Raw genomic sequence first — 21,931 nt, 5'->3', positions numbered from 1 at the left:
GGGCAAAAGGTTTAATGCCCCACATGACGATTTGCTCCGTTTATCGACTATTCCGCTTAAATAATCTATCAACTGTCGCTTTCTTTATACCAAATTCCAAGCAAAGCACATTCAATATAAGAAATATGAGAAAAGAAGAAGAATCGACCGAAAGGAGGTCACCCTGCGCCACCCGGTAGAGCATACCGCCGAAGATAAAAAGAACGGTCAGAAAGATGGCATTGCGCGTGGCCTTGTTGCGCACCTGCTCTATCTCCTTATTCTCGTTCTTCGTCAAGGCAAAGATTATCATCAGTGCCCCCATCATCATCAGGAGTTTGGAGCATTCCTTGTAAAACAGCAAGTTGGCATCTGTCACTTTTCCCCACAATAGGAATATGAAAGGGAGGAACAACGCCAAAGCTATGATGAAATAACCCAGCGGACGGCAATAAACGGGAAGTAATGCTCTCATTTCTATCAATCAATTACAAATTACTAATTACAAATAGTGGGAGGCAGATGACGGAAACGCCTTGCCACCCATAGAATTTCACGGGACAAAGATAACGTTTTATTGCCAAAAGAGCTATCTTTGTGCCACAATATAATGAAGAAGGCCCCCTTTCCTTCATAATCCGTAACATCAGTAATTGGTAATTCGTAATTTGTAATTAACAAGATGAGTAAACAAGAAGTAATCCTTTGCGAAGGACTGGCAAACAGCCTGACGCATGCCATAGCGAAGTGTCCCCATGACAAGCTTTTCATCCTTACCGACGAGCATACCCACCGCCTCTGCCGCCCGCATCTGGACGGTATCCCCGCCTTGGAAGAAGCGGAAGAAATTATTATCGGTGCAGAAGACGTACACAAGAATCTGGAAACGCTGGCTGCCGTATGGCAAGCCCTGAGTGAGAAAGGGGCCAGCCGCCACTCCCTGCTCATCAACCTGGGCGGTGGCATGGTGACCGACCTTGGCGGTTTTGCCGCTTCCACCTTCAAGCGGGGCATCGCCTACATCAACGTTCCCACTACGCTGCTCGCCATGGTCGACGCTTCCGTGGGAGGCAAGACGGGCATCAACTTCAACGGTCTGAAGAATGAAATCGGCGTCTTTGCTCCTGCCGCCTGCGTGCTGCTGGAAACCGAGTTCCTGCGCAGCCTCGATGCCCATAACTTCTTCTCCGGCTATGCGGAGATGCTGAAGCACGGCCTCATCAGTACCCCGGAACATCTGGCGGAACTGCTGGCCTTCGATACGGAGAAGATAGATTATGCCTTGCTGAAGTCCATGGTAGGACGTTCCGTGCAGGTAAAGGAACACATCGTAGAAGAAGACCCGCAGGAACATGGCATCCGCAAAGCCCTGAACCTGGGGCACACCGTGGGACACGCCTTCGAAAGCCTCGCCCTTGCCGAAAACCGTCCGGTGCTGCACGGCTATGCAGTGGCATGGGGGCTGGTCTGCGAACTATACCTTTCTTATATAAAGACCGGATTCCCGAAGGACAAGATGCGCCAGACCATCCAATTCGTCAAAGAGAATTATGGCAGCTTCTCCTTCAACTGCAAACAGTACGACCAGCTGTACGAACTGATGAAGCATGACAAGAAGAATACCGCCGGAGTCATCAACTTCACCCTATTGAAAGAAGTGGGTAACATCTGTCTCAACCAGACGGCAGACAAGGATACTATCTTCGAGATGTTCGACTTTTATAGGGAGTGCATGGGAGCATAGCACTCCCGGCAAGGAGAGACAGTATTCTCTGAATTCTTCCACATTCATCGCTCACTCCTCCCCCGAAAAGTCCTCCGTATCATTTTCCATCCCAACCGGGTCTTCATCCGGAATTCCCGTCTTTCCCTCGGCCCGCTCCTTTCGCAGCGTTTCCGGCCGCAACATATCGTGAGGGAAATATCGGCTAAGCGGATAACGGTAGAAATCCATCCCGCTGTTCAGCCTCGCCACCAGCGACTTATCCGGACGAAAATAGACACGAGATAAGCGCACCTTGCCCGGCATCACATCGTCGGGATGCTCAAACCCGTCACTCGTCACCGCCACATGGAAGGAACCCAGCCCCTTAATGGTCACCGACTCTCCCTCCATCAGCGCTTCCTCTATAAACTTCGGCAAATCTATCAATACACTCTGCACGTCTCCCGAACTCATCCCTTTTCTGGATGCCATACGCTGCGCCAGCAGCTCTGCCGTCACACCTCCACGCCGCTGTAACACACGCTGCACAGCATAATAGAGTTGCTTCACCCCTTCCGCCGTGCGGAAAACCTTCTTTCGAACCAAATAGACTATACTCATACTCTTTTCACAATGAACATAATGTTTCTTACTGCAACCAGACTGCCGACACCCCACCCGAAGTTTACTTCCCCTCAACAGAAAGCCAGTTTCCATACGGCCGGACAGCTATTCCCCAACATGCACGAGATGCACATCTCATGCAGTTCGAGACATACATCTCAACACACGCGAGATGTGCATCTCATACAGCAAAGATAATCATATTCCACCTGATATACAAATATCTTTCATGTATCGGGGAATAATGTTCCGCACCAGCTTACTCCGGCTCTTATCATTAATTAACAATGCCGCATGCAGGGTTTTCGCAAATATGCTATTTTTATAAAAGTGAAGCCTATTCCGAATGTTTAATTTAAAAGAGTACACTATGAAAATAAAGTCAATCTTTAACAAGAAAATTTTAATCGCTATTGCAACCATCAGTTCCTTAAGCCTCCAATCATGCCTGGACGACGATGATAATTATGCCATGAGATTCCCCAATGCCCTGGTAACGGTAAAGACCGATGCAGACCAGACAGTCTTTCTGCAATTGGATGACAAGACCACTCTGCTGCCTACCAACATGACGAAATCTCCCTATGGCGAAAAGGAAGTCCGCGCTTTGGTAAACTACAAGGAAGTGGACGAGCCCAGCGATATCTACACCCAAGCTGTACATATAAACTGGATAGACAGTATCCTTACCAAACCCATCGCCCCGGATTTGGGTGAAGAGAACGATACCGTATACGGCACCGACCCGGTGGAAATTGTGAACGATTGGGTGACCATTGCAGAAGACGGTTATCTAACCCTTCGCTTTAGAACTCAGCAAGGAGACTATCAAACAAAGCACTTTGTCAATCTGCTGCTGAGCGAGAATCCGGAAAACCCGTATGAAGTAGAATTCCGCCACAATGCCAAGGGCGATATTTACGGCAGGTATGCGGACGGTCTGGTTGCTTTCAAGTTGGATGCCCTGCCTGATACAGAAGGCAAGACCGTTAAATTGAAACTGAAATGGAAATCATTCAGCGGCGAAAAGTCTGCGGAATTCGATTATTGTACCCGGAAATCCGTAACGCCCGAAAGTCCGGCTGTCACTTCCGTAAGAAATAGCCTAAACCTGCAATAACTTCATTCAAAGTATGCCTGCCCGCTCAAAGCCATTGCCTTGCGAAGCAGGCATACAAGTAAAAAGAGAGTAGGGCACGTTGGCCGAAAGCCTTGAAACTGCAAAATATAGGTTCATTCAATAAAAAAAGCACTATAAATATTTGCTATTTTAAAATAAAGCCGTACATTTGCACCCACAATTCGGGATGTAGCTCAGCCCGGTAGAGTACGCGTCTGGGGGGCGTGTGGTCGCAAGTTCGAATCTTGTCATCCCGACTGTTGAGCATTAAGGAGTTAAGTCTAAGACTTAACTCCTTAATTTTTATAGTATTTCTTAATGACAGACTTGCTGCCATGAATATGCTGAATATGTACAAAAAGAAGACGGTGCTATTCGCTTCAGTGGGAATAGCCCATCAAATTACTGGAATTCTCGTAAGAAATCTCTATTTTTGCACTTTAAACAAGAAAAATTATGGGAGCAGCTAAATGGATAGGCGGCATCATCGGTTTCATGGCCGGAGGACCGCTGGGAGCCTTGGCAGGTTTTGTATTCGGTTCACTGTTCGACACCGATTCAAATGACGCAGGCAGTTATTATGGAGAAGAACCAACGCGCGGCACTACCTATACCGGGCAACGGAACAGTTTCCTCTTCTCCATGCTCGTGATGGCTTCGTACATTATCCGTGCAGACGGGCGCATCATGCATAGTGAAATGGAATTCGTCCGCCGCTTTCTGAGAAGCACATTCGGTGAGGCTGCCGTGGGCGAGGGAGAACGAATACTGCTCAACCTCTTCGAACAGCGCAAGCAGATGGACAGACAAAACCCACTGGCATTTAAAAACACCATCCGTGACTGTGGAACGCAGATTGCCGCCAACCTGACATACGAGGAACGCTTGCAACTGCTGGTATTCTTGGTAGAAATTGCCAAAAGCGACGGACACGTCTGCAACGAGGAGATAGAAGCCTTGAAAGAAGTGGCCATGTACATGGGACTATCCGTCAAGGAAGTGGAATCCATGCTCAACCTGGGCGGCAGCTCACTGAACGAGGCCTATAAAGTACTTGAAATTGAACCTACCGCCACCAATGACGAAGTGCGTGCCGCTTACCGCCGCCTAGCCTTGAAACACCATCCCGACCGGGTGGCAACGCTGGGCGAAGACATCAAGAAAGCCGCAGAAGAGAAGTTCCAAAGCATCAACAATGCCAAAGAACAGATATACAAGGCACGAGGTATGAAATGACATACCTCGTGCCTTGCCTTGTGGACAGCATCATGACGTTTATAAACATTCTATATTAACATCAACCCACACATTTATGAAGAAAACCCTTGCAATCCTTGCACTAGGCCTTACTGCCATTGCCGGACATGCCGCCACGCCGCTCTGGATGCGCGATGTGCAAATTTCTCCCGACGGTACGGAAATCGCATTCTGCTACAAAGGAGACATCTACAAGGTGCCTGCCAAAGGTGGAACCGCCACACAGCTTACTACCCAAGAGAGCTACGAATGTACCCCCATATGGTCGCCGGACGGCAAACAGATTGCCTTTGCCAGCGACAGATACGGCAACTTCGACGTATTCGTGATGCCGGCAGACGGCGGAACCGCCCAACGGCTCACTACCCACTCCACCGGTGAGATACCCTCCACATTCACTCCGGACGGAAAGTATATCTTGTTTTCCGCCTCCATCCAGGACCCGGCAAGCAGCGCTCTTTTCCCCACGTCGGCCATGACCGAGCTTTACAAAGTACCTGCAACGGGAGGGCGTACGGAACAAGTGCTGGGCACCCCTGCCGAAGCGGTCTGCTTCGACAAGGCGGGCCAGCAGTTCCTCTACCAAGACCGCAAGGGATTTGAAGATGAATGGAGAAAGCACCACACCTCCTCCATCACCCGCGACATCTGGCTGTATGATGCAAAGACGGGTATCCATACCAACCTCACCGACCGCGCGGGCGAAGACCGCAACCCGGTGTTGTCACCCGATGGAAGAACGGTTTACTTTCTGAGTGAGAGAAACGGCGGCTCATTCAACGTGTATGCCTTCCCGCTGGCACAGCCCCGAGAGGTGAAGCCCATCACCAGCTTCAAGACACATCCCGTGCGCTTTCTCTCCATGAGTGACGGCGGGACGTTGTGCTACGGTTACGACGGCGAAATCTATACCCAGCAGCCGGATGCCACCCCGAAGAAAGTCGCCATAGAAATTGTGCGCGATGACCGGCCGCAATTCGCCAACCTGCAGTCTTCCGACGGAGCCACTTCTGCCGTTGTGTCCCCGGACGGAAAGCAGATTGCCTTCACGCTGCGCGGCGAAGTCTTTGTCACTTCGGCAGACTATGCCACTACCAAGCAGGTGACACACACACCGGCACGCGAAGCGGGCCTCTCCTTTGCGCCAGACAACCGCACCCTGGCCTACGCCAGCGAGCGAGGCGGCAACTGGCAGCTCTACCTTGCCAAGATAGTCCGCAAGGAAGACCCTAACTTCCCGAACGCCACGCTGATTGAAGAAGAAGTGCTGCTGCCCTCCACCACCGTGGAACGTGCCTATCCGCAATTCTCGCCCGACGGTAAGGAACTCGCCTTTATCGAAGACCGCATCCGGCTGATGGTGCTCAATCTGGAAACGAAGAAGGTGCGCCAGATTACGGACGGCTCCACCTGGTACAGCACCGGCGGAGGATTTGACTACGCATGGTCGCCGGACGGCAAGTGGTTTACACTTGAGTTCACCGGCAACAAGCACGACCCCTACTCCGACATCGGCCTGGTCAACGCAGAGGGAGGCAAAGACATCATCAACCTCACCAATAGCGGCTACATGAGCGGCTATCCCCGCTTTGCGCTGGACGGCAACGCCATCCTCTTCACCACCGAACGCTACGGCATGCGTGCCCACGCCTCATGGGGCTCGCTGAACGACGCCATGCTCGTCTTCCTCAACCAAGACGCCTACGACAAATACTGTCTGAGCAAAGAAGACTACGAGCTGCACAAGGAGCTGGAGAAGGAGCAGAAGAAGTCTGCCGGGAAGGACACCCCCCAAGGCAAAAACAAGGATAAAAAGAAGAAAGACGACAAGAAAGACAGCAATGCTGACGAAAAAGATGACCAGCCGAAAGACATCGTCGTAGAGCTGAAAGGCATCGAAGACCGTGTGGTGCGCCTCACCCCGAACTCTTCCGACATGGGCAGCACCATCATCTCCAAGGATGGCGAGACACTCTACTACCTGGCAGCCTTCGAAGGTGGCTACGACCTCTGGAAGATGAACCTCCGCAAGAAGGAAACCAAACTGCTGCACAAGATGGATGCCGGATGGGCAGACATGCAGCTGGACAAGGACGGTAAAAACCTCTTCCTGCTGGGCAGCCGTAAGATGCAGAAAATGGACACTTCATCCGATGCGCTGACCCCCATCACCTTCCAGGTAGATGCCAAGATGGATTTGGCTGCGGAGCGCGAATACATGTTCGACCACGTGTACCGCCAGCAGCAGAAGCGATTCTACAATACCAATATGCACGGAGTGGACTGGGAGAAGATGACCGCCGCCTATCGCCGCTTCCTGCCCCATATCGACAACAATTATGACTTTGCCGAACTGCTGAGCGAATGGCTGGGCGAGCTGAACGTATCTCACACCGGCGGCCGTTTCTATCCCAAAGGGCAGTCCGAGCCTACTGCCAGTCTGGGACTGTTCTTCGACTGGAACTACACGGGCCGGGGCATGCTCATTGCCGAAGTAGTAGAGAAAGGCCCCTTCGACACAGCCAACACCCGGGTGAAAGCCGGCACAGTCATCGAAAAGATAGACGGCGTGGAAATCACCCCCGATGCGGACTATTACACGCTGCTCAACAACAAGGCACGGAAGAAAACACTTGTTTCTCTCTTCGACCCGCAGACCAAGGAGCACTGGGAAGAGGTCATTATCCCCATTACGAACGGTGCGTTCAGCGATTTACTCTACAGCCGCTGGGTGAAACAGCGCGCGGCAGACGTTGACCGATGGTCGGGTGGCCGATTGGGTTACGTGCACATTGAGTCTATGGGAGACGACAGTTTCCGTTCTGTCTACTCGGACATCCTGGGCAAGTACAACAACCGCGAAGGCATCGTCATCGACACCCGTTTCAATGGCGGCGGACGCTTGCACGAGGATATAGAAATACTTTTCAGCGGACAGAAATACTTCACCCAGGTGGTGCGCGGCCGCGAGGCGTGCGACATGCCCAGCCGCCGCTGGAACAAACCCTCCATCATGGTGATGTGCGAGGCCAACTACTCCAATGCGCACGGCACGCCGTGGGTATACAGCCACCGCGGCATCGGCAAGCTGGTAGGTATGCCCGTGCCGGGAACCATGACCAGCGTGTCGTGGGAGCGCCTGCAAGACCCGTCATTGGTATTCGGCATCCCCGTCGTAGGCTACCGCCTACCAGACGGCAGCTATCTGGAGAACTCGCAGCTGGAGCCGGACATCAAGGTAGCCAATTCACCCGAGACCATCGTGAAGGGAGAAGACACACAACTGAAAGCTGCCGTAGAGGAACTGCTGAAGGAACTCGAAAAATAAGTACCGCCCTGCCCCACGCAGGAATACCGGCCATATAGGCCAATATATATTAAGGAGTTAAACCGTGGTTTAACTCCTTAATATATACCACAAGAAAACAATGCCTTTTTCTATCTCACTTTTTTGCACTATCTTTGTGGCATAAACTCCTAACTCTTTAACTGATTATGTTTGCTGACTTGTTAAACTCCTCCTATTTCGCGCTCTTTCTTATTGTGGCTTTAGGCTTCATGTTGGGAAGAATCAAGATTAAAGGGCTTTCACTCGACGTCTCCGCTGTCATCTTCATTGCCCTGCTGTTCGGACACTTCGGCGTCATCATCCCCAAAGAGTTAGGCAACTTCGGACTGGTGCTGTTTATCTTCACCATCGGTATCCAGGCCGGTCCCGGATTCTTCGACTCCTTCCGGAGCAAGGGCAAGACACTTATCGTCATCACCCTGCTCATCATCTGTTCTGCCGCCCTCACAGCCGTAGGATTGAAGTACGCTTTCGATATAGACACACCCAGCGTGGTCGGTCTCATAGCCGGCGCGCTGACCAGTACGCCGGGACTCGCCGTAGCCATCGACAGCACCCACTCTCCGCTAGCCTCCATCGCCTACGGTATCGCCTATCCCTTCGGTGTCATCGGCGTCATCCTCTTCGTCAAGCTGCTGCCCCGCATTATGCGCATCGACCTCGACAAGGAGGCGCGCCGACTGGAGAAGGAACGCCGCAGCCAGTTCCCGGAACTGACAACCTGCCTGTTCCGTGTAACCAACCCCGCCGTCTTCGACCGGAGCCTGATGCAAATCAATGCGCGCGCCATGACCGGAGCTGTCATCTCACGCCATAAGCACAATGAGCAGATAGCCATCCCCACCGCCCAGACCATACTTCACGAGGGAGACTACATACAAGCCGTGGGCAGCGAAGAGGCCTTGAACCAGCTCGCCGTCCTCGTGGGCCAGCGCGAAGAAGGCGAACTGCCACTCGTAGACATGCAGGAGATTGAATCTCTACTGCTCACCAAGAAGGACATGATAAACAAACAACTGGGCGACCTCAACCTGATGAAGAACTTCGGCTGTACCGTCACCCGCGTCCGCCGAAGCGGTATCGACCTCTCCCCCTCGCCAGATCTGGCACTGAAGTTCGGCGACAAGCTGATGGTGGTAGGCGAGAAAGACGGTATTAAAGGCGTGGCACGCCTGCTGGGCAACGACAACAAGCAACTGTCCGACACCGACTTCTTTCCCATCGCCCTGGGTATCGTGCTGGGCGTGCTCTTCGGCAAGCTGAACATCTCCTTCTCGGACAGTCTGTCGTTCTCACCGGGACTGACGGGAGGCATCCTCATGGTGGCCCTCTTCCTCAGTGCCATCGGAAAGACCGGTCCCATTCTGTGGTCTATGTCCGGCCCAGCCAACCAACTGCTGCGCCAGCTGGGACTGCTGCTCTTCCTGGCCGAAGTGGGAACCTCGGCAGGACGGAACCTGGTAGCCACATTCCAGGAAAGCGGCTGGCTCTTGTTCGGCGTAGGTGCCGCCATCACGCTGGTACCCATGCTGGTGGCCGTCATCGTCGGACTGTTCGTATTCAAGATAAACATTCTCGACCTGCTGGGCACCATCACCGGTGGCATGACCAGCACGCCCGGCCTTGCCGCCGCCGACTCCATGACGGACAGCAACATACCGAGCGTAGCCTATGCCACGGTATATCCCATTGCAATGGTATTCCTCATTCTGATAATCCAGGTGATATCCTCTGCAGTCTACTGATATATGAAAACTTACAACCGAACAGAAGCTATCGCCCGCATGAACGCACTGGCCGGGGACAATGTGCCCTTCCTCTTCATCGTAGACTACGCACAAGAGCAGTCGCACGTAGAGCCCCTCGACCAGATAAATCCCGCCACTTGCCTTTTCCAATTCCCGAAGGCAGGCAACGTGGGGGTAGCTGCAACAGCCGCCCGATACGCCGGTCTTATTCAGTGGGACATCACTCCCCCTTCCCCCGCCGCATACAAACACTCGTTTGACCTCGTGAAGCAAAATCTACTGGCGGGCAACAGCTACTTGACAAACCTCACCTGCCGGGTGCCCGTCAGCACCAATCTGACAATGGACGAAATATTCCTCCACTCCGAAGCCTTGTACAAGCTGTGGCTGAAAGACCGATTCGTCTGCTTCTCCCCCGAAATCTTTGTCCGCATAGAGAAGGGCAAGATAAAGTCCTTCCCCATGAAAGGCACCATCGACGCTACCCTGCCTGATGCGGAACAGCTTTTGATGCAGGATGCCAAAGAGGCCGCCGAGCACGCCACCATCGTCGACCTGATACGCAACGACCTAAGTATGGTATCAGAGCACGTAGAGGTAACCTCCTACCGATACATAGACCGCCTGCAAACCAACAAAGGCCCCATCCTCCAGACCAGCTCCGAAATATGCGGGACCCTCCCCGAAGATTATACCGCACACATCGGCGACATCCTCTTCCGCCTGCTTCCCGCCGGTTCCATCACCGGTGCCCCCAAGCCCAAAACCGTGGAAATCATTGCCGAAGCCGAAGATTACGAACGGGGCTTCTACACCGGCATCATGGGGCATTATGCCGATGGACAGCTGGACAGCGCAGTCATGATACGCTTCATCGAGCAGGAAAACGGCCGGCTCCACTTCAAGGCAGGAGGCGGCATCACCGCCAAAAGCCGGTGGGAAAGCGAATACAACGAAGTAATACAGAAAATATATGTGCCTATTTATTGAAACCATACGCATCGACCACGGAAAAGCCTGCAACCTTTCCCGCCACAATCGGAGGCTGAACGATACCCGCGCCCACTTCTGGCCGGAAAGTACACCGCTACAACTGCGTGACCATCTGTCGTCTCTCGGCTGCGAGGCAGGTATCGTCAAGGCACGCGTAGTGTATGGTGAGAAAGGTATTGAAGATGTCAGCTACTCCCCCTACACCATGCGGCACGTGCATTCGCTGGCACTGATACAGGCAGACCACATCGACTACACCTACAAAAGCACCGGACGCGAACCGCTGAACCGCCTCTTTGCCCTGCGCGGCGCATGCGACGACATTCTGATTGTGAAACAAGGCCTGCTGACAGACACCTCCATCGCCAACATCGCCCTTTCCGACGGCACCCACTGGTACACGCCGGCACATCCCCTGCTGAAAGGAACCAAACGGGCAGCCTTGCTGGAAGAAGGAATCTTGCAGGAAAAAGACATCAGACCGGAAGACTTGCCTTCATTCTCTACCGTCAGACTATTCAATGCCATGATTGACTGGGGAGAACTGGAGCTCCCCGTACGGAACATCATCCCATAGAGCCGCTACTCGTGCATATCGTTGAGATGTATCTCCAAAGACTTCACCGATATATATATTTCGTACACTGATATGGCCAGCGAAACAATCAGCAATATCAGCGCTAAACCGAAGATATAGGCCGAAAGCAGATGGAGACGGATATAGACAAAGAACATGCTGACCACGCACAGCAGCAGGCTTCCGATACCCGCCACCTGCATGGCACGCGTCAGGTAGAGCCGCTTCCTCAGGTTGGCAATCTGCGCCGCCTTCACCGAAGACGGGTTCTCCATGTACTGTTCCTTCAAGGTGCGCACCAGTTGGGCATAGGACAAGAAACGGTTAGTATAGGCCAGCATAATCAGCGATATGGCCGAAAACAGCAAAGCGGGGGTGGTTAAATCTATTTCCATAAGAATGATGCTTAATTATATCTATCCGTCCCGATAGCAGGACTTACTTCCGCAAAGATAAACGAAAGATTGAAACCACAGAAACAAGTTTCCTTTTTTCCATTTCCCAAAGATTTATCCTACTTTTGCAGTGACAATAAAAAACGCCTTACCACCGTAACTTAACAAATACGACCATGCGATATACCGTTTCCGCTCCTGCCTCACTGCACGCAGCCATACAGCTCCCGGCATCCAAAAGCATCAGTAACCGGGCACTCATCCTCCACTCCCTTGCCCACGGCAATATCCTGCCCTGCAATCTGAGCGATTGTGACGACACCATAGTGATGACTCGCGCCCTCGACGGAAATCCCGGACATATAGATATCCTTGCCGCCGGCACCGCCATGCGTTTCCTCACCGCCTACCTCAGCGTAACTCCTGGCACCCGAATCATCACCGGTACGCAACGCATGCAGCAACGCCCCATCCGCATACTGGTAGACGCCCTGCGAGAGCTCGGCGCCCGCATAGAATACGTCGGAAACGAAGGGTTCCCTCCCTTGCGCATCACCGGAACAGAACTGACCGGCAGCGAAATATCCCTCGCCGGCAATGTCAGCTCACAATACATATCCGCCCTGCTGATGATTGGTACCGTCCTTCCCAAAGGCCTGCGCCTGCACTTGACGGGTGACATCATCTCCCGCCCCTACATCAACCTGACCCTGCAACTGATGCGCGACTTCGGCGCCCAAGCCGACTGGGTCTCCGAAGATTGCATCACCGTCAGCCCCGGCGGATACACGGATACCCCTTTCACCGTAGAAAGCGATTGGAGCGCCGCCTCTTACTGGTATCAGATGATGGCAATAGAAGGAATTAAAAATGAAAAAATAAAAGGGGGAGACAGAAGTAGCGCAAAAGAAAGTGAAGACAGCACGAAGGAAGAAGCGCACACGGCAGAAATCGAACTGCTCGGTCTCTTCGCCCACAGCTATCAAGGCGACAGCCGCGGCGCGGAAGTCTTTACCCGCCTCGGCGTCCATACCGAATATACAGACCGGGGAGTAAAACTGACCCGGAAGGGTACTCCCGCCACCCGTCTCGACGAAGACATGGTGGACATCCCGGACCTGGCGCAGACCTTTGTTGTCACCTGCTGCTTGATGGACATCCCTTTCCGCTTCACCGGACTGCAAAGCCTCAAAATAAAGGAGACCGACCGTATCACCGCCCTCATTACAGAACTGCGTAAACTGGGTTACGTCGTGCGCTCCGAGCAAGACAGCATCTTGTTGTGGGATGGCGAACGCTGCCCGGCAGACGCTGACCCCGTCATCGCCACCTACGAAGACCACCGTATGGCCATGGCATTTGCCCCCGCCTGCCTTGTACTGCCCCAAATACAGATAGATGAACCACAGGTCGTTACCAAATCTTACCCTGCTTACTGGGAAGACTTGCAAAAGGCGGGATTTAAAGTCTGCCAAAATGCAATGCAATCTTAGAATAAAGCTTTTATTCTTAGAAATACAGCCTTTATTCTTAAGAATATAACCTTTATTCTTAGAAATAAAGGATACATTCTAAGATTAGGATGTATCCAAAGTAGTTTTACAGTACGTTCCAAGCAAGTAATGCCTGCGTCGGGTGGAAGTAATCTACCTACCTGCAATCTGAAGCATTATTTTGTCGTGTACAAAACAATATGTATCTTTGTCCGTTCTATTAATGGAACATGTTTTTCAAGAAAAGGAAGCCCATGTGGATATTGATTATTAGCCTGATTGCCCTTGCCCTCGTGGCAGCCACAGCCGGAATTATACGCAACCGGAAACTGCAGAAGAAGATAGACCGCGGCGAACTGGACGCCATGCCCGAAGTGCAGGAAGTGGATTCCGAATGCTGCGGACAGCATGAAATCTGCGAACGTGACAGCTTACTGGCAGCCGTCAGCAAACAAATTGAATATTACGATGACGAGGAACTGGACAAATACATCGGCACCGCTCCCGATGCCTATACTCCCGAGCAGGAAGACGAGTTCCGCGACGTGTTCTACACCATGCAAGACACGGACGTAGCCGGATGGGTGCGCAGCCTGCAATTACGCGGCATAGCCCTGCCGGAAAATATCAAGGATGAAGTATTCCTCATTATCGGCGAACGTCGTCTCCCCCCCCATTCCTAACACTCCACATCCAACTTTTAATTTGTAATTCTTAATTTTTAATTGAATAAATGGAGCTACTGCAATACACCTTTTTCCAACATGCCCTCATCGGCAGTCTGCTGGCAAGCATTGCTTGCGGGCTGATAGGCACATACATCGTCACCCGGAGACTGGTGTTCATCAGCGGCGGATTGACGCATGCCTCCTTCGGCGGTATCGGTCTGGGATTGTATACCGGCATTTCTCCCATTCTGTCGGCAGCCTTGTTTGCAGTCTTGTCCGCTTTCGGTGTAGAGTGGCTCAGCAAACGAAAGGATATGCGGGAAGACTCCGCTATTGCCGTATTCTGGACATTGGGCATGGCATTGGGCATTATGTTCACTTTCCTTTCGCCGGGATTCGCACCCGACTTGTCCGCCTATCTCTTCGGTAACATTCTCACGATTACCTGGAGCGACATCGCTCTATTGGGTGGGCTTGCCCTGCTGCTGATACTGTTTTTTGCACTGTATCTCCATCCTATCATCTACGTGGCTTTCGACCGGGAGTTTGCCCGCTCGCAAGGCATTCCGGTGCAGGTATTCGAATATGCACTGATGATGTTCATTGCGCTTACCATCGTGGCATGCCTGCGCATGGTGGGCATCGTGCTGGTCATTTCGCTGCTCACCGTTCCGCAGATGACCGCCAACTTGTTCTCGCATCGGTTCCACCGCATCATCTGGCTTTCCATCGGCATCGGTTACCTCAGTTGCCTGGGCGGGCTGATGATTTCTTTCTACTTGAATGTCCCCTCGGGTGCATCCATCATATTCTTTTCCATCATTATCTATGCCATTTGCAAGACGGGAAAAAGTTTTTGGCTATATTTGCAACGCTAAAGAAATCTATAAACACAATGGAAATCAAAATTCAGTCATTAGACCAGATTCATGAAGCCGCCCGCCAGTTCATCGCTGAAATGGGCGACAATACCGTCTTCGCCCTCTATGGAAAAATGGGGGCGGGCAAGACGACTTTCATCAAAGCCGTTTGCGAGGAGTTGGGCGTTTCCGACGTCATCACCTCCCCTACTTTCGCCATTGTCAACGAATACCGTTCCGACACTGCCGGCGAACTGATTTACCATTTTGACTTCTACCGCATCAAGAAACTGGAAGAAGTGTATGACATGGGGTACGAAGATTACTTCTACAGCGGCGCCCTCTGCTTCATAGAATGGCCGGAGCTGGTAGAGGAGCTCTTGCCGGGTAATACCATCAAGGTCACCATCGAAGAAGTGGAGAACGGAGAGCGGAAAGTCACGTTAGAGAACTTTGAATAAGGCATGCTTTTCCCCCACTTTAATTTTTAATTCTTAATTTTTATTTCTGATGAGCCAATACTTCGTTCAAGGAATTTTTGCCGTCGCGGGCATCACCGCCTTGCTGGCAGCCATATTGGACTGGAACTGGTTCTTTACTGCCCGAAACACCCAGTTTATCGTACAAAATGTAGGGCGGCGACAAGCCCGCCTGTTCTACGGCGTATTGGGTGTCATCCTCATCGGCACGTCCATCTTCTTTTTTCTGAATACGCCACCGGCTACATAAAAACAAAAAATCGCGGATGAAGCCATGCTCATCCGCGATTTTCCTATACTTTTGATACAGACTATTCTTCGTCCAAAGATTCCGTATATTCCATCTCACCTTGTACGATGAAAAGGATTTCTTCCGGATCATAGTCACCCATCTCATCCTTATGGGCTTCCTTGACAATATAGTCCACGATTTTCCCCAAATCAATCTCGATGTACCCATCCGCATCCGGCTGCGCATCAAGGATGCCGCTCTCGGAATAGTACTCGTCAATCAAATCGAGAAAATAATAGAACTCGTCGTCAGAGAACTTCTCTTTCAACTCCTGCGGCAAATAATTCTTGATGTACTCGATGGTCTTTTCATCATCGACATCATTCTGCAAAAAATCGTCTTCCATTCCCATACTTACTATTGCTTAAAGGGTTAATGTTATTGACTATTTGACGATTTACGATTTACTATTTGGCTGCGCTATGATACCGAAAGGGTAAATCGTAAATAGTAAATCGTCAAATAGTACCTTATAATATCGCTTCTATCTTGGCCACGTAAGCAGATTTCGGAGCAGAACCTACTTGCTTGTCCACCAGCTCTCCATTCTTGAAGAACAAGACTGTAGGGATGTTGCGTATACCATATTCGGCAGCCACGTCGCCGTTCTCATCCACGTCACATTTGCCAATGATTACCTTTCCTTCATATTCAGTAGCCAATTCATCGATGATTGGTCCCACCATCTTACAAGGGCCGCACCAAGGTGCCCAGAAATCCATAACGACCGGCTTTCCCTCTGCCAGGATTTCTTGAAAATTGCTGTCTGTAATTTCTAAAGCCATTTCTTTTAATATTAAATGTCAACTATAATTATTAATTTACTGTCAATTGCGTTTTATCAACCTTCGCTTTCGAAGCAAAGATAGTGCAAACCGAATGCAAAACAAAATGAACTAGTTCATTTTTTATGCTGAGATGCAGCCTATCTTCGTTTTCCAACAAAGATAACTAATTAATCCTGAACTCAAGATCCGGACGCTCTTTTAAATAAGTAATCAGTTCACGCCCCACGGAAAGCTTCACGGGACGGGAAATCAAATCGACCGTCATCTTGCTATCCTCATCTCTGACTTTGAAATAAAGCTCCGTACTGCCCGGACGTTCCTTGGTCAGTTCCGCCAGTTCAGTTATCAAAGCCTTGTTCAGCACACTCAGCGGAATGAGAATGGTTATCTTCTCAATCAGTTTCTCCTTGACGTCAGGCAACAGTTCCATGGAGGTTATCTTCAGCTCCAACTCATCCTGCCGCCATTGCTTGGGCTGGCAACGGGCTTTGATGAACAAGAAGGTACGCTCACCCAAATACCCCTGATAGGTCACCCAATCATTTCCGAAGAAAGGAAGCTCTGCCGAACCGGAATAGTCTTCAATCTTGGCTATGCCGTAAGGATTTCCATTTTTGCTGATACCGCGACGCACGGCGGTCACGATGCCACCCATTGTTATTTCGCGTCCCACAAGTGCCGTCTTATCTTCCAGCTCTGCCATGTGAGTGTTGCAAACATGCTCCAGAACTACGGAATACTCATCCAACGGGTGTGCGGACAGATAGATACCTACCAAATCGCGCTCCCGGTTCAAACGGTCGAGGTCGCTCCAACGTTCCGCTACCGGTATTTCCGGAGTGGCGATATCCACCACATTCTCACCACCGAACAGGGAGTTTGCAGCCGCAGCCTGATCGGCCTGATAACGGTTACCATAACGCACCAAGGTTTCGAGGAAGACCTCGTTCTTGGAGTTTACGGCAAAATACTGCTCTCGCTTCAGCTCCGGGAAGCTGTCGAACCCGCCTGCCAAAGCAAGACATTCCAGGTTCTTCTTGTTGCAGGCTGTCAGATTGACACGCTGCACAAAATCAAATATACCTTTGAAAGGACCATTCTTCTCGCGTTCCTCCACGATGCTCTGCACAGCACCCTCGCCTACCCCTTTCACCGCACCAAGGCCAAAACGGATATTGCCTTCCTTGTTCACGGTGAACTTCAGGTTACTTTCATTTACATCCGGTCCCAATGTATTGATACCCATTACCTTGCATTCATCCATCAGTTTGGTTATATCGGTAATATTCGCCAAACTTCGGCTCATGACCGCCGCCATGTATTCGGCCGGATAATTGGCCTTGAGGAAAGCCGTCTGATAGGCCACCCACGAATAGCAAGTGGCATGTGACTTATTGAAGGCATAGGATGCAAACTTTTCCCAGTCGGCCCAGATTTTCTCGAGCACCTTCGGGTCGTGGCCGTTCTTTTGTCCACCCGAAATGAATTTCGGCTTCATGTGGTCCAGCTTGTCACGCAGTTTCTTACCCATCGCCTTACGCAAGGCATCGGACTCACCACGGGTGAAGTCTGCCAGCAAACGCGACAGAAGCATGACCTGCTCCTGGTAGACCGTAATGCCGTAGGTATCCTTCAGATACTTCTCCATGATGGGGATGTCATACTCGATGGGCTTGCGTCCCCACTTACGGTCGATGAAGTCGGGGATATAATCCATAGGACCCGGACGGTAGAGGGCATTCATGGCAATCAAATCCTCGAAAGTGCTAGGTTGCAACTCGCGCAGATACTTCTGCATACCGGCCGATTCAAACTGGAACGTACCGATGGTGCGGCCGTCGCAATAGAGTTTATAGGTAGCAGGGTCAGAAATGGATATCTTGTCGATGTCGAGTTCCAAGCCGCGGTGCAGACGTACATTGGCAACGGCTTCCTTAATGATGGACAAGGTTTTCAGTCCGAGGAAGTCCATCTTGATAAGTCCCGTATCTTCGATGACGGAACCTTCGTATTGGGTAACGAGCATCTTCTCGCCCGTCTCCTTATCATCCGCCGTGCTGACGGGTACCCAATCCGTGATGTCGTCACGACAAATAATAGTACCGCAGGCATGCACACCCGTACCGCGCACATTACCTTCCAGCATCTTGGCGTATTTCATCGTATCGCGCACCAGGGGATCGGGTGAAGCTTCCGCAGCCTGCAATTCGGGTACGTACGCGATAGCATTCGGCAGGTTGAGTTTCTTGTCGGGAATCTTATCCGGCACGAGCTTGCACAGACGGTCCGATTCGCTCAAAGGCAGTTTCTGTACGCGCGCCACGTCCTTGATGGCCATCTTGGTCGCCATTGTGCCGTATGTAATGATGTGCGCCACCTTCTCTTGCCCGTATTTCTCCGTCACCCAGCGGAGCACTTCTCCACGTCCGTCATCATCGAAGTCCACATCGATATCAGGCAAAGAGATACGGTCGGGATTCAGGAAACGCTCGAACAGAAGGTCGTATTGAATCGGGTCTATTTTCGTGATGCCCAAGCAATAGGCCACCGCCGAGCCGGCAGCCGAACCACGTCCCGGTCCTACCGAAACGCCCAGCTGTGTGCGGGCGGCATTGATAAAGTCCTGCACAATCAAGAAGTATCCCGGGAAACCCATCGTCTTCATGATGTACAGCTCAAAGACCAGACGTTCCTTCACCTCGTCGGACAAGGGATCACCGTACAGTTTCTTGGCACCGTCGAATGCCAATTTTGCCAGATAGTCGGCTTCCAGCTTGATACGGTACAGCTTGTCGTAGCCCCCCAGACGCTTTATCTTGGCATTGGCGGCATCCTCATCCAGCACCACCTTGCCGTTTTCATCCTGGGTAAACTCATCAAACAAATCCTTTTCGGTATATTTCTGCCGATAGCCCTCTTCCGTTCCGAAATCTTCCGGAATAGCAAACGTAGGCATAATAGGAGCGTGGTCGATGGAATAATATTCCACCTTGTCCAAAATCTCCAAGGTATTGGACAAGGCTTCGGGAACATCCTCAAACAAGGCGTTCATCTCAGCCTTTGTCTTCATCCATTCCTGCTTGGTATAAAGCATTCGGGTAGGGTCATCCAGATCTTTACCCGTGCTCAGACAAATCAGGCGGTCGTGCGCTTCTGCATTCTCTTCATCCACAAAGTGGACGTCATTGGAGCAGATAACCTTAATGTCATATTTCCGGGCAAGCTCCAGCAACTTGGCATTCGCCTTCTGCTGAAGCGGATAGGCTTCGTGGTTGGCACGGGGAACAGTGGCTTTATGGCGCTGAAGCTCCAGATAGTAATCATCGCCAAACAGATTCTTATACCAGCGTACAGCTTCTTCTGCCTCTTCCAGCTGGTCATTGATAATCTTCTTAGGAACCTCGCCACCGATACAAGCCGAGCAGACAATCAGCCCCTCATGGTACTTTTCCAGTTCACTGCGGTCTGTACGCGGACGCATATAGTATCCCCTTGTCCAGGCATGCGATACAAGTTTTATCAGATTGTGATACCCCTTCTCATTCTTTGCCAGCACAATCAGGTGATAGCCACTCTGGTCCGGCTTCCCCTCCTTCTTATCCATGGTTCGGCGGGCCACATACATTTCACAGCCTACAATCGGCTTGAACAGCTTGCTTTCCGCTTCTGCCATCTTGGCACGACAATCGGCAATCTCCGCTTCCTTGTCTTCACACTCTATCTCACCGCTTTCAATACCGGCAATCCTTTTCTTGAGGTCCTTTATCTCCCCCTTTGGCCCGCTGTTCTTCTTGTTGACATAGTTGGTGAACTCCTTGATACCGAACATATTTCCATGGTCGGTCACGGCAATGCCTTTCATACCATCCTTCATGGCCTTGTCAACCAGCCTGCTGACACTTGCCTGACCATCCAGAAGAGAGTATTGGGTATGGACATGTAAATGAACAAAATCTTGCATATATATCCTTTCTATTGAGAGCCTAAAATTACAACCTCTATCACAGCTAACAAAAATATTTCCCAAAAAGTTATCAACATGCACATTTCTCTCTCCAAATCCTTGTTAGATTTTCAAAATAAGCCTATTTTTGCAGATAATTTCTATCTAAATTAGCAAATACGATATACATGGGTCGATTAAAAAGATTAAAAAAGATACGCATACACCGTGAAGGAACACATACATTGGCAGGCAGCCTGGTTCTGATTCTGGCTGTCAACACTGCCCTTTACTTCGGATTGGAATGCAAAGTTCCTTTTTACGTAGTAGCGGTCATCAGCCTCATAGTATATGGCATACTCGTGAACTTCTTCCGCTGCCCCATCCGTTTGTTCGGACAAGAAACGGAGAAAGTCGTGGTAGCTCCTGCCGACGGTAAAATCGTAGTGGTGGAAGAAGTGGAGGAAAACGAATACTTCCACGACCGCCGTATCATGGTATCTATATTCATGAGTCTGGTTAATGTACACGCCAACTGGTATCCGGTAGATGGTACGGTAAAGAAGGTATGGCACAAAAACGGGAAGTTCATGAAAGCCTGGCTGCCCAAAGCCAGCACCGACAACGAGCGTTCCACCGTAGTAATAGAAACTCCGGAAGGCGTGGAGATTATGGCACGACAGATAGCCGGAGCCATGGCGCGCCGCATCGTGACCTATGCCGAACCGGGCGAGGAATGCTATATTGACGAACATATGGGTTTCATCAAATTCGGCTCCCGCGTGGATGTCTTTCTACCGTTGGGCACCGAAGTATTCGTTAAACTAGGACAACTGACTACCGGCAATCAGACTGTGATAGCCAAACTTAAATAATAAAAGAACAACAATGGCAAACTGCATTACCCGCCATATTCCAAATACTCTGACCTGCCTGAACCTATTCTCCGGGTGTATTGCTTGTGTCATGGCATTCGAAGCCAGATATGAATGGGCACTCGCTTTCATTATCTTCAGTGCCGTATTCGATTTCTTCGATGGCATGATGGCACGTGCACTGGACGCACACTCCATTATCGGCAAGGATTTGGATTCTCTGGCAGATGATGTCAGTTTCGGAGTGGCCCCTTCCCTGATTGTATTTTCCTTGTTCAAGGAAATGGACTATTCGGGCGCAATGGAAAGCTTGGCCGGCGTTTTCCCCTATCTCGCATTTCTTTTGTCCGTATTCTCTGCACTGCGGCTTGCCAAGTTCAACAACGATACCCGCCAGACGAGCTCTTTCGTAGGACTTCCCGTCCCGGCAAACGCCTTGTTCTGGGCTTCATTGGTGACGGGCGCTCACGACTGGCTGGTGAGCGGCAGCTTCCATCCGGTTTATCTGTTGCTGCTGGTCTGCCTTTTCTCATGGCTACTTGTATCGGAGATTCCAATGTTCTCACTCAAATTCAAGAATCTGTCATGGAAAGACAATAAAACAAGCTTCATTTTCCTGCTTGTCTGCATTCCGTTCCTCATCTTCTTGGGAATCTGCAGCTTTGCTGCAATTATCGTGTGGTATATACTACTTTCGCTTATTACAAGGAAAAGTAAATAAACAAATCTTTGGCACGGTTGTTGTATTGAAGTTCGCAGAAAACGAACACATAAAAAGACATTAGC

20 protein-coding genes and 1 tRNA gene are annotated in these 21,931 nt (G+C 50.9%); 15 read left to right on the top strand and 6 right to left on the bottom strand.

Annotation, left to right across the window (positions count from 1 at the left end):
* Positions 1–40: 40 nt before the first annotated feature.
* Positions 41–454, bottom strand: a complete 414-nt coding sequence (locus tag JXR92_RS07020; protein ID WP_016274145.1) for a hypothetical protein — start codon at positions 452–454, stop codon at positions 41–43.
* A gap of 207 nt (positions 455–661) precedes the next feature.
* On the opposite strand from JXR92_RS07020, the gene aroB reads away from it, so the two are divergent.
* The gene (aroB, locus tag JXR92_RS07015) at positions 662–1,723 is read left to right on the top strand and encodes a 3-dehydroquinate synthase (protein ID WP_117974686.1); all 1,062 of its coding nucleotides are present in this window, start codon (positions 662–664) and stop codon (positions 1,721–1,723) included.
* 51 nt (positions 1,724–1,774) lie between these two features.
* Here the strand turns inward: aroB and JXR92_RS07010 are convergent, their stop codons facing one another.
* Positions 1,775–2,305: an HU family DNA-binding protein gene (locus JXR92_RS07010; protein ID WP_008665685.1), complete on the bottom strand. Its 531-nt coding sequence runs from the start codon at positions 2,303–2,305 to the stop codon at positions 1,775–1,777.
* Between the two features lie 373 nt (positions 2,306–2,678).
* Between JXR92_RS07010 and JXR92_RS07005 the strand changes: the two genes are divergently transcribed.
* From JXR92_RS07005 to JXR92_RS06975, 7 genes are all read left to right on the top strand, one after another.
* Positions 2,679–3,428 carry a NigD1/NigD2 family lipoprotein gene (locus tag JXR92_RS07005; RefSeq protein WP_165491384.1) on the top strand — a complete coding sequence of 250 codons (750 nt, stop codon included), beginning with the start codon at positions 2,679–2,681 and terminating at the stop codon, positions 3,426–3,428.
* 183 nt (positions 3,429–3,611) lie between these two features.
* A tRNA-Pro gene (locus JXR92_RS07000) sits at positions 3,612–3,685 on the top strand.
* 199 nt (positions 3,686–3,884) lie between these two features.
* Positions 3,885–4,664, top strand: a complete 780-nt coding sequence (locus tag JXR92_RS06995; RefSeq protein ID WP_119961778.1) for a DnaJ domain-containing protein — start codon at positions 3,885–3,887, stop codon at positions 4,662–4,664.
* A 76-nt stretch (positions 4,665–4,740) separates the two neighbouring features.
* The gene (locus JXR92_RS06990) at positions 4,741–8,013 is read left to right on the top strand and encodes a S41 family peptidase (RefSeq protein ID WP_138345853.1); all 3,273 of its coding nucleotides are present in this window, start codon (positions 4,741–4,743) and stop codon (positions 8,011–8,013) included.
* 167 nt (positions 8,014–8,180) lie between these two features.
* Entirely contained in the window at positions 8,181–9,779 is a 1,599-nt protein-coding gene (locus JXR92_RS06985; RefSeq protein ID WP_117599288.1) for an aspartate:alanine exchanger family transporter, read from the top strand.
* 3 nt (positions 9,780–9,782) lie between these two features.
* The gene (locus tag JXR92_RS06980) at positions 9,783–10,772 is read left to right on the top strand and encodes an aminodeoxychorismate synthase component I (protein WP_117964905.1); all 990 of its coding nucleotides are present in this window, start codon (positions 9,783–9,785) and stop codon (positions 10,770–10,772) included.
* On the top strand, positions 10,756–11,352 hold the full coding sequence (locus JXR92_RS06975) for an aminotransferase class IV family protein (RefSeq protein WP_138345851.1): 597 nt from the start codon (positions 10,756–10,758) through the stop codon (positions 11,350–11,352). Before JXR92_RS06980 ends, JXR92_RS06975 begins: the two co-directional genes overlap by 17 nt.
* Positions 11,353–11,357: 5 nt before the next feature.
* Here the strand turns inward: JXR92_RS06975 and JXR92_RS06970 are convergent, their stop codons facing one another.
* Positions 11,358–11,747, bottom strand: coding sequence for a DUF2721 domain-containing protein (locus JXR92_RS06970; protein WP_057097244.1), 390 nt, complete (start codon positions 11,745–11,747; stop codon positions 11,358–11,360).
* A gap of 176 nt (positions 11,748–11,923) precedes the next feature.
* On the opposite strand from JXR92_RS06970, the gene JXR92_RS06965 reads away from it, so the two are divergent.
* From JXR92_RS06965 to JXR92_RS06945, 5 genes are all read left to right on the top strand, one after another.
* Positions 11,924–13,240 (top strand): 3-phosphoshikimate 1-carboxyvinyltransferase, encoded by a 1,317-nt coding sequence (locus tag JXR92_RS06965; RefSeq protein WP_138345848.1) that lies wholly within the window; start codon positions 11,924–11,926, stop codon positions 13,238–13,240.
* 254 nt (positions 13,241–13,494) lie between these two features.
* Entirely contained in the window at positions 13,495–13,923 is a 429-nt protein-coding gene (locus JXR92_RS06960) for a phospholipase (RefSeq protein ID WP_138345846.1), read from the top strand.
* 50 nt (positions 13,924–13,973) lie between these two features.
* On the top strand, positions 13,974–14,786 hold the full coding sequence (locus JXR92_RS06955) for a metal ABC transporter permease (protein ID WP_055288494.1): 813 nt from the start codon (positions 13,974–13,976) through the stop codon (positions 14,784–14,786).
* Between the two features lie 17 nt (positions 14,787–14,803).
* Positions 14,804–15,229, top strand: coding sequence for a tRNA (adenosine(37)-N6)-threonylcarbamoyltransferase complex ATPase subunit type 1 TsaE (gene tsaE / locus JXR92_RS06950; protein ID WP_057097246.1), 426 nt, complete (start codon positions 14,804–14,806; stop codon positions 15,227–15,229).
* A 49-nt stretch (positions 15,230–15,278) separates the two neighbouring features.
* The gene (locus JXR92_RS06945; protein ID WP_117599285.1) at positions 15,279–15,497 is read left to right on the top strand and encodes an immunity 17 family protein; all 219 of its coding nucleotides are present in this window, start codon (positions 15,279–15,281) and stop codon (positions 15,495–15,497) included.
* A gap of 61 nt (positions 15,498–15,558) precedes the next feature.
* Here the strand turns inward: JXR92_RS06945 and JXR92_RS06940 are convergent, their stop codons facing one another.
* From JXR92_RS06940 to dnaE, 3 genes are all read right to left on the bottom strand, one after another.
* Positions 15,559–15,891 (bottom strand): hypothetical protein, encoded by a 333-nt coding sequence (locus tag JXR92_RS06940; protein ID WP_005824189.1) that lies wholly within the window; start codon positions 15,889–15,891, stop codon positions 15,559–15,561.
* Between the two features lie 118 nt (positions 15,892–16,009).
* Entirely contained in the window at positions 16,010–16,324 is a 315-nt protein-coding gene (gene trxA, locus JXR92_RS06935) for a thioredoxin (RefSeq protein ID WP_005824191.1), read from the bottom strand.
* Positions 16,325–16,490: 166 nt separating this feature from the next.
* Positions 16,491–20,288, bottom strand: coding sequence for a DNA polymerase III subunit alpha (dnaE, locus tag JXR92_RS06930; RefSeq protein WP_138345844.1), 3,798 nt, complete (start codon positions 20,286–20,288; stop codon positions 16,491–16,493).
* A 170-nt stretch (positions 20,289–20,458) separates the two neighbouring features.
* Here dnaE and JXR92_RS06925 point away from each other — a divergent pair, with 170 nt between their 5' ends.
* Both JXR92_RS06925 and pssA read left to right on the top strand, forming a co-directional pair.
* The gene (locus JXR92_RS06925) at positions 20,459–21,145 is read left to right on the top strand and encodes a phosphatidylserine decarboxylase family protein (protein WP_005824199.1); all 687 of its coding nucleotides are present in this window, start codon (positions 20,459–20,461) and stop codon (positions 21,143–21,145) included.
* 13 nt (positions 21,146–21,158) lie between these two features.
* Positions 21,159–21,866 carry a CDP-diacylglycerol--serine O-phosphatidyltransferase gene (gene pssA, locus JXR92_RS06920; protein ID WP_117599282.1) on the top strand — a complete coding sequence of 236 codons (708 nt, stop codon included), beginning with the start codon at positions 21,159–21,161 and terminating at the stop codon, positions 21,864–21,866.
* Positions 21,867–21,931 lie beyond the last annotated feature (65 nt).

This window comes from Bacteroides parvus (assembly GCF_017309675.2).
Lineage (GTDB): Bacteria > Bacteroidota > Bacteroidia > Bacteroidales > Bacteroidaceae > Bacteroides > Bacteroides uniformis.
The sequence above is the reverse complement of the archived record's forward strand: the minus strand, read 5'-3'. Positions and strand labels throughout refer to the sequence as shown.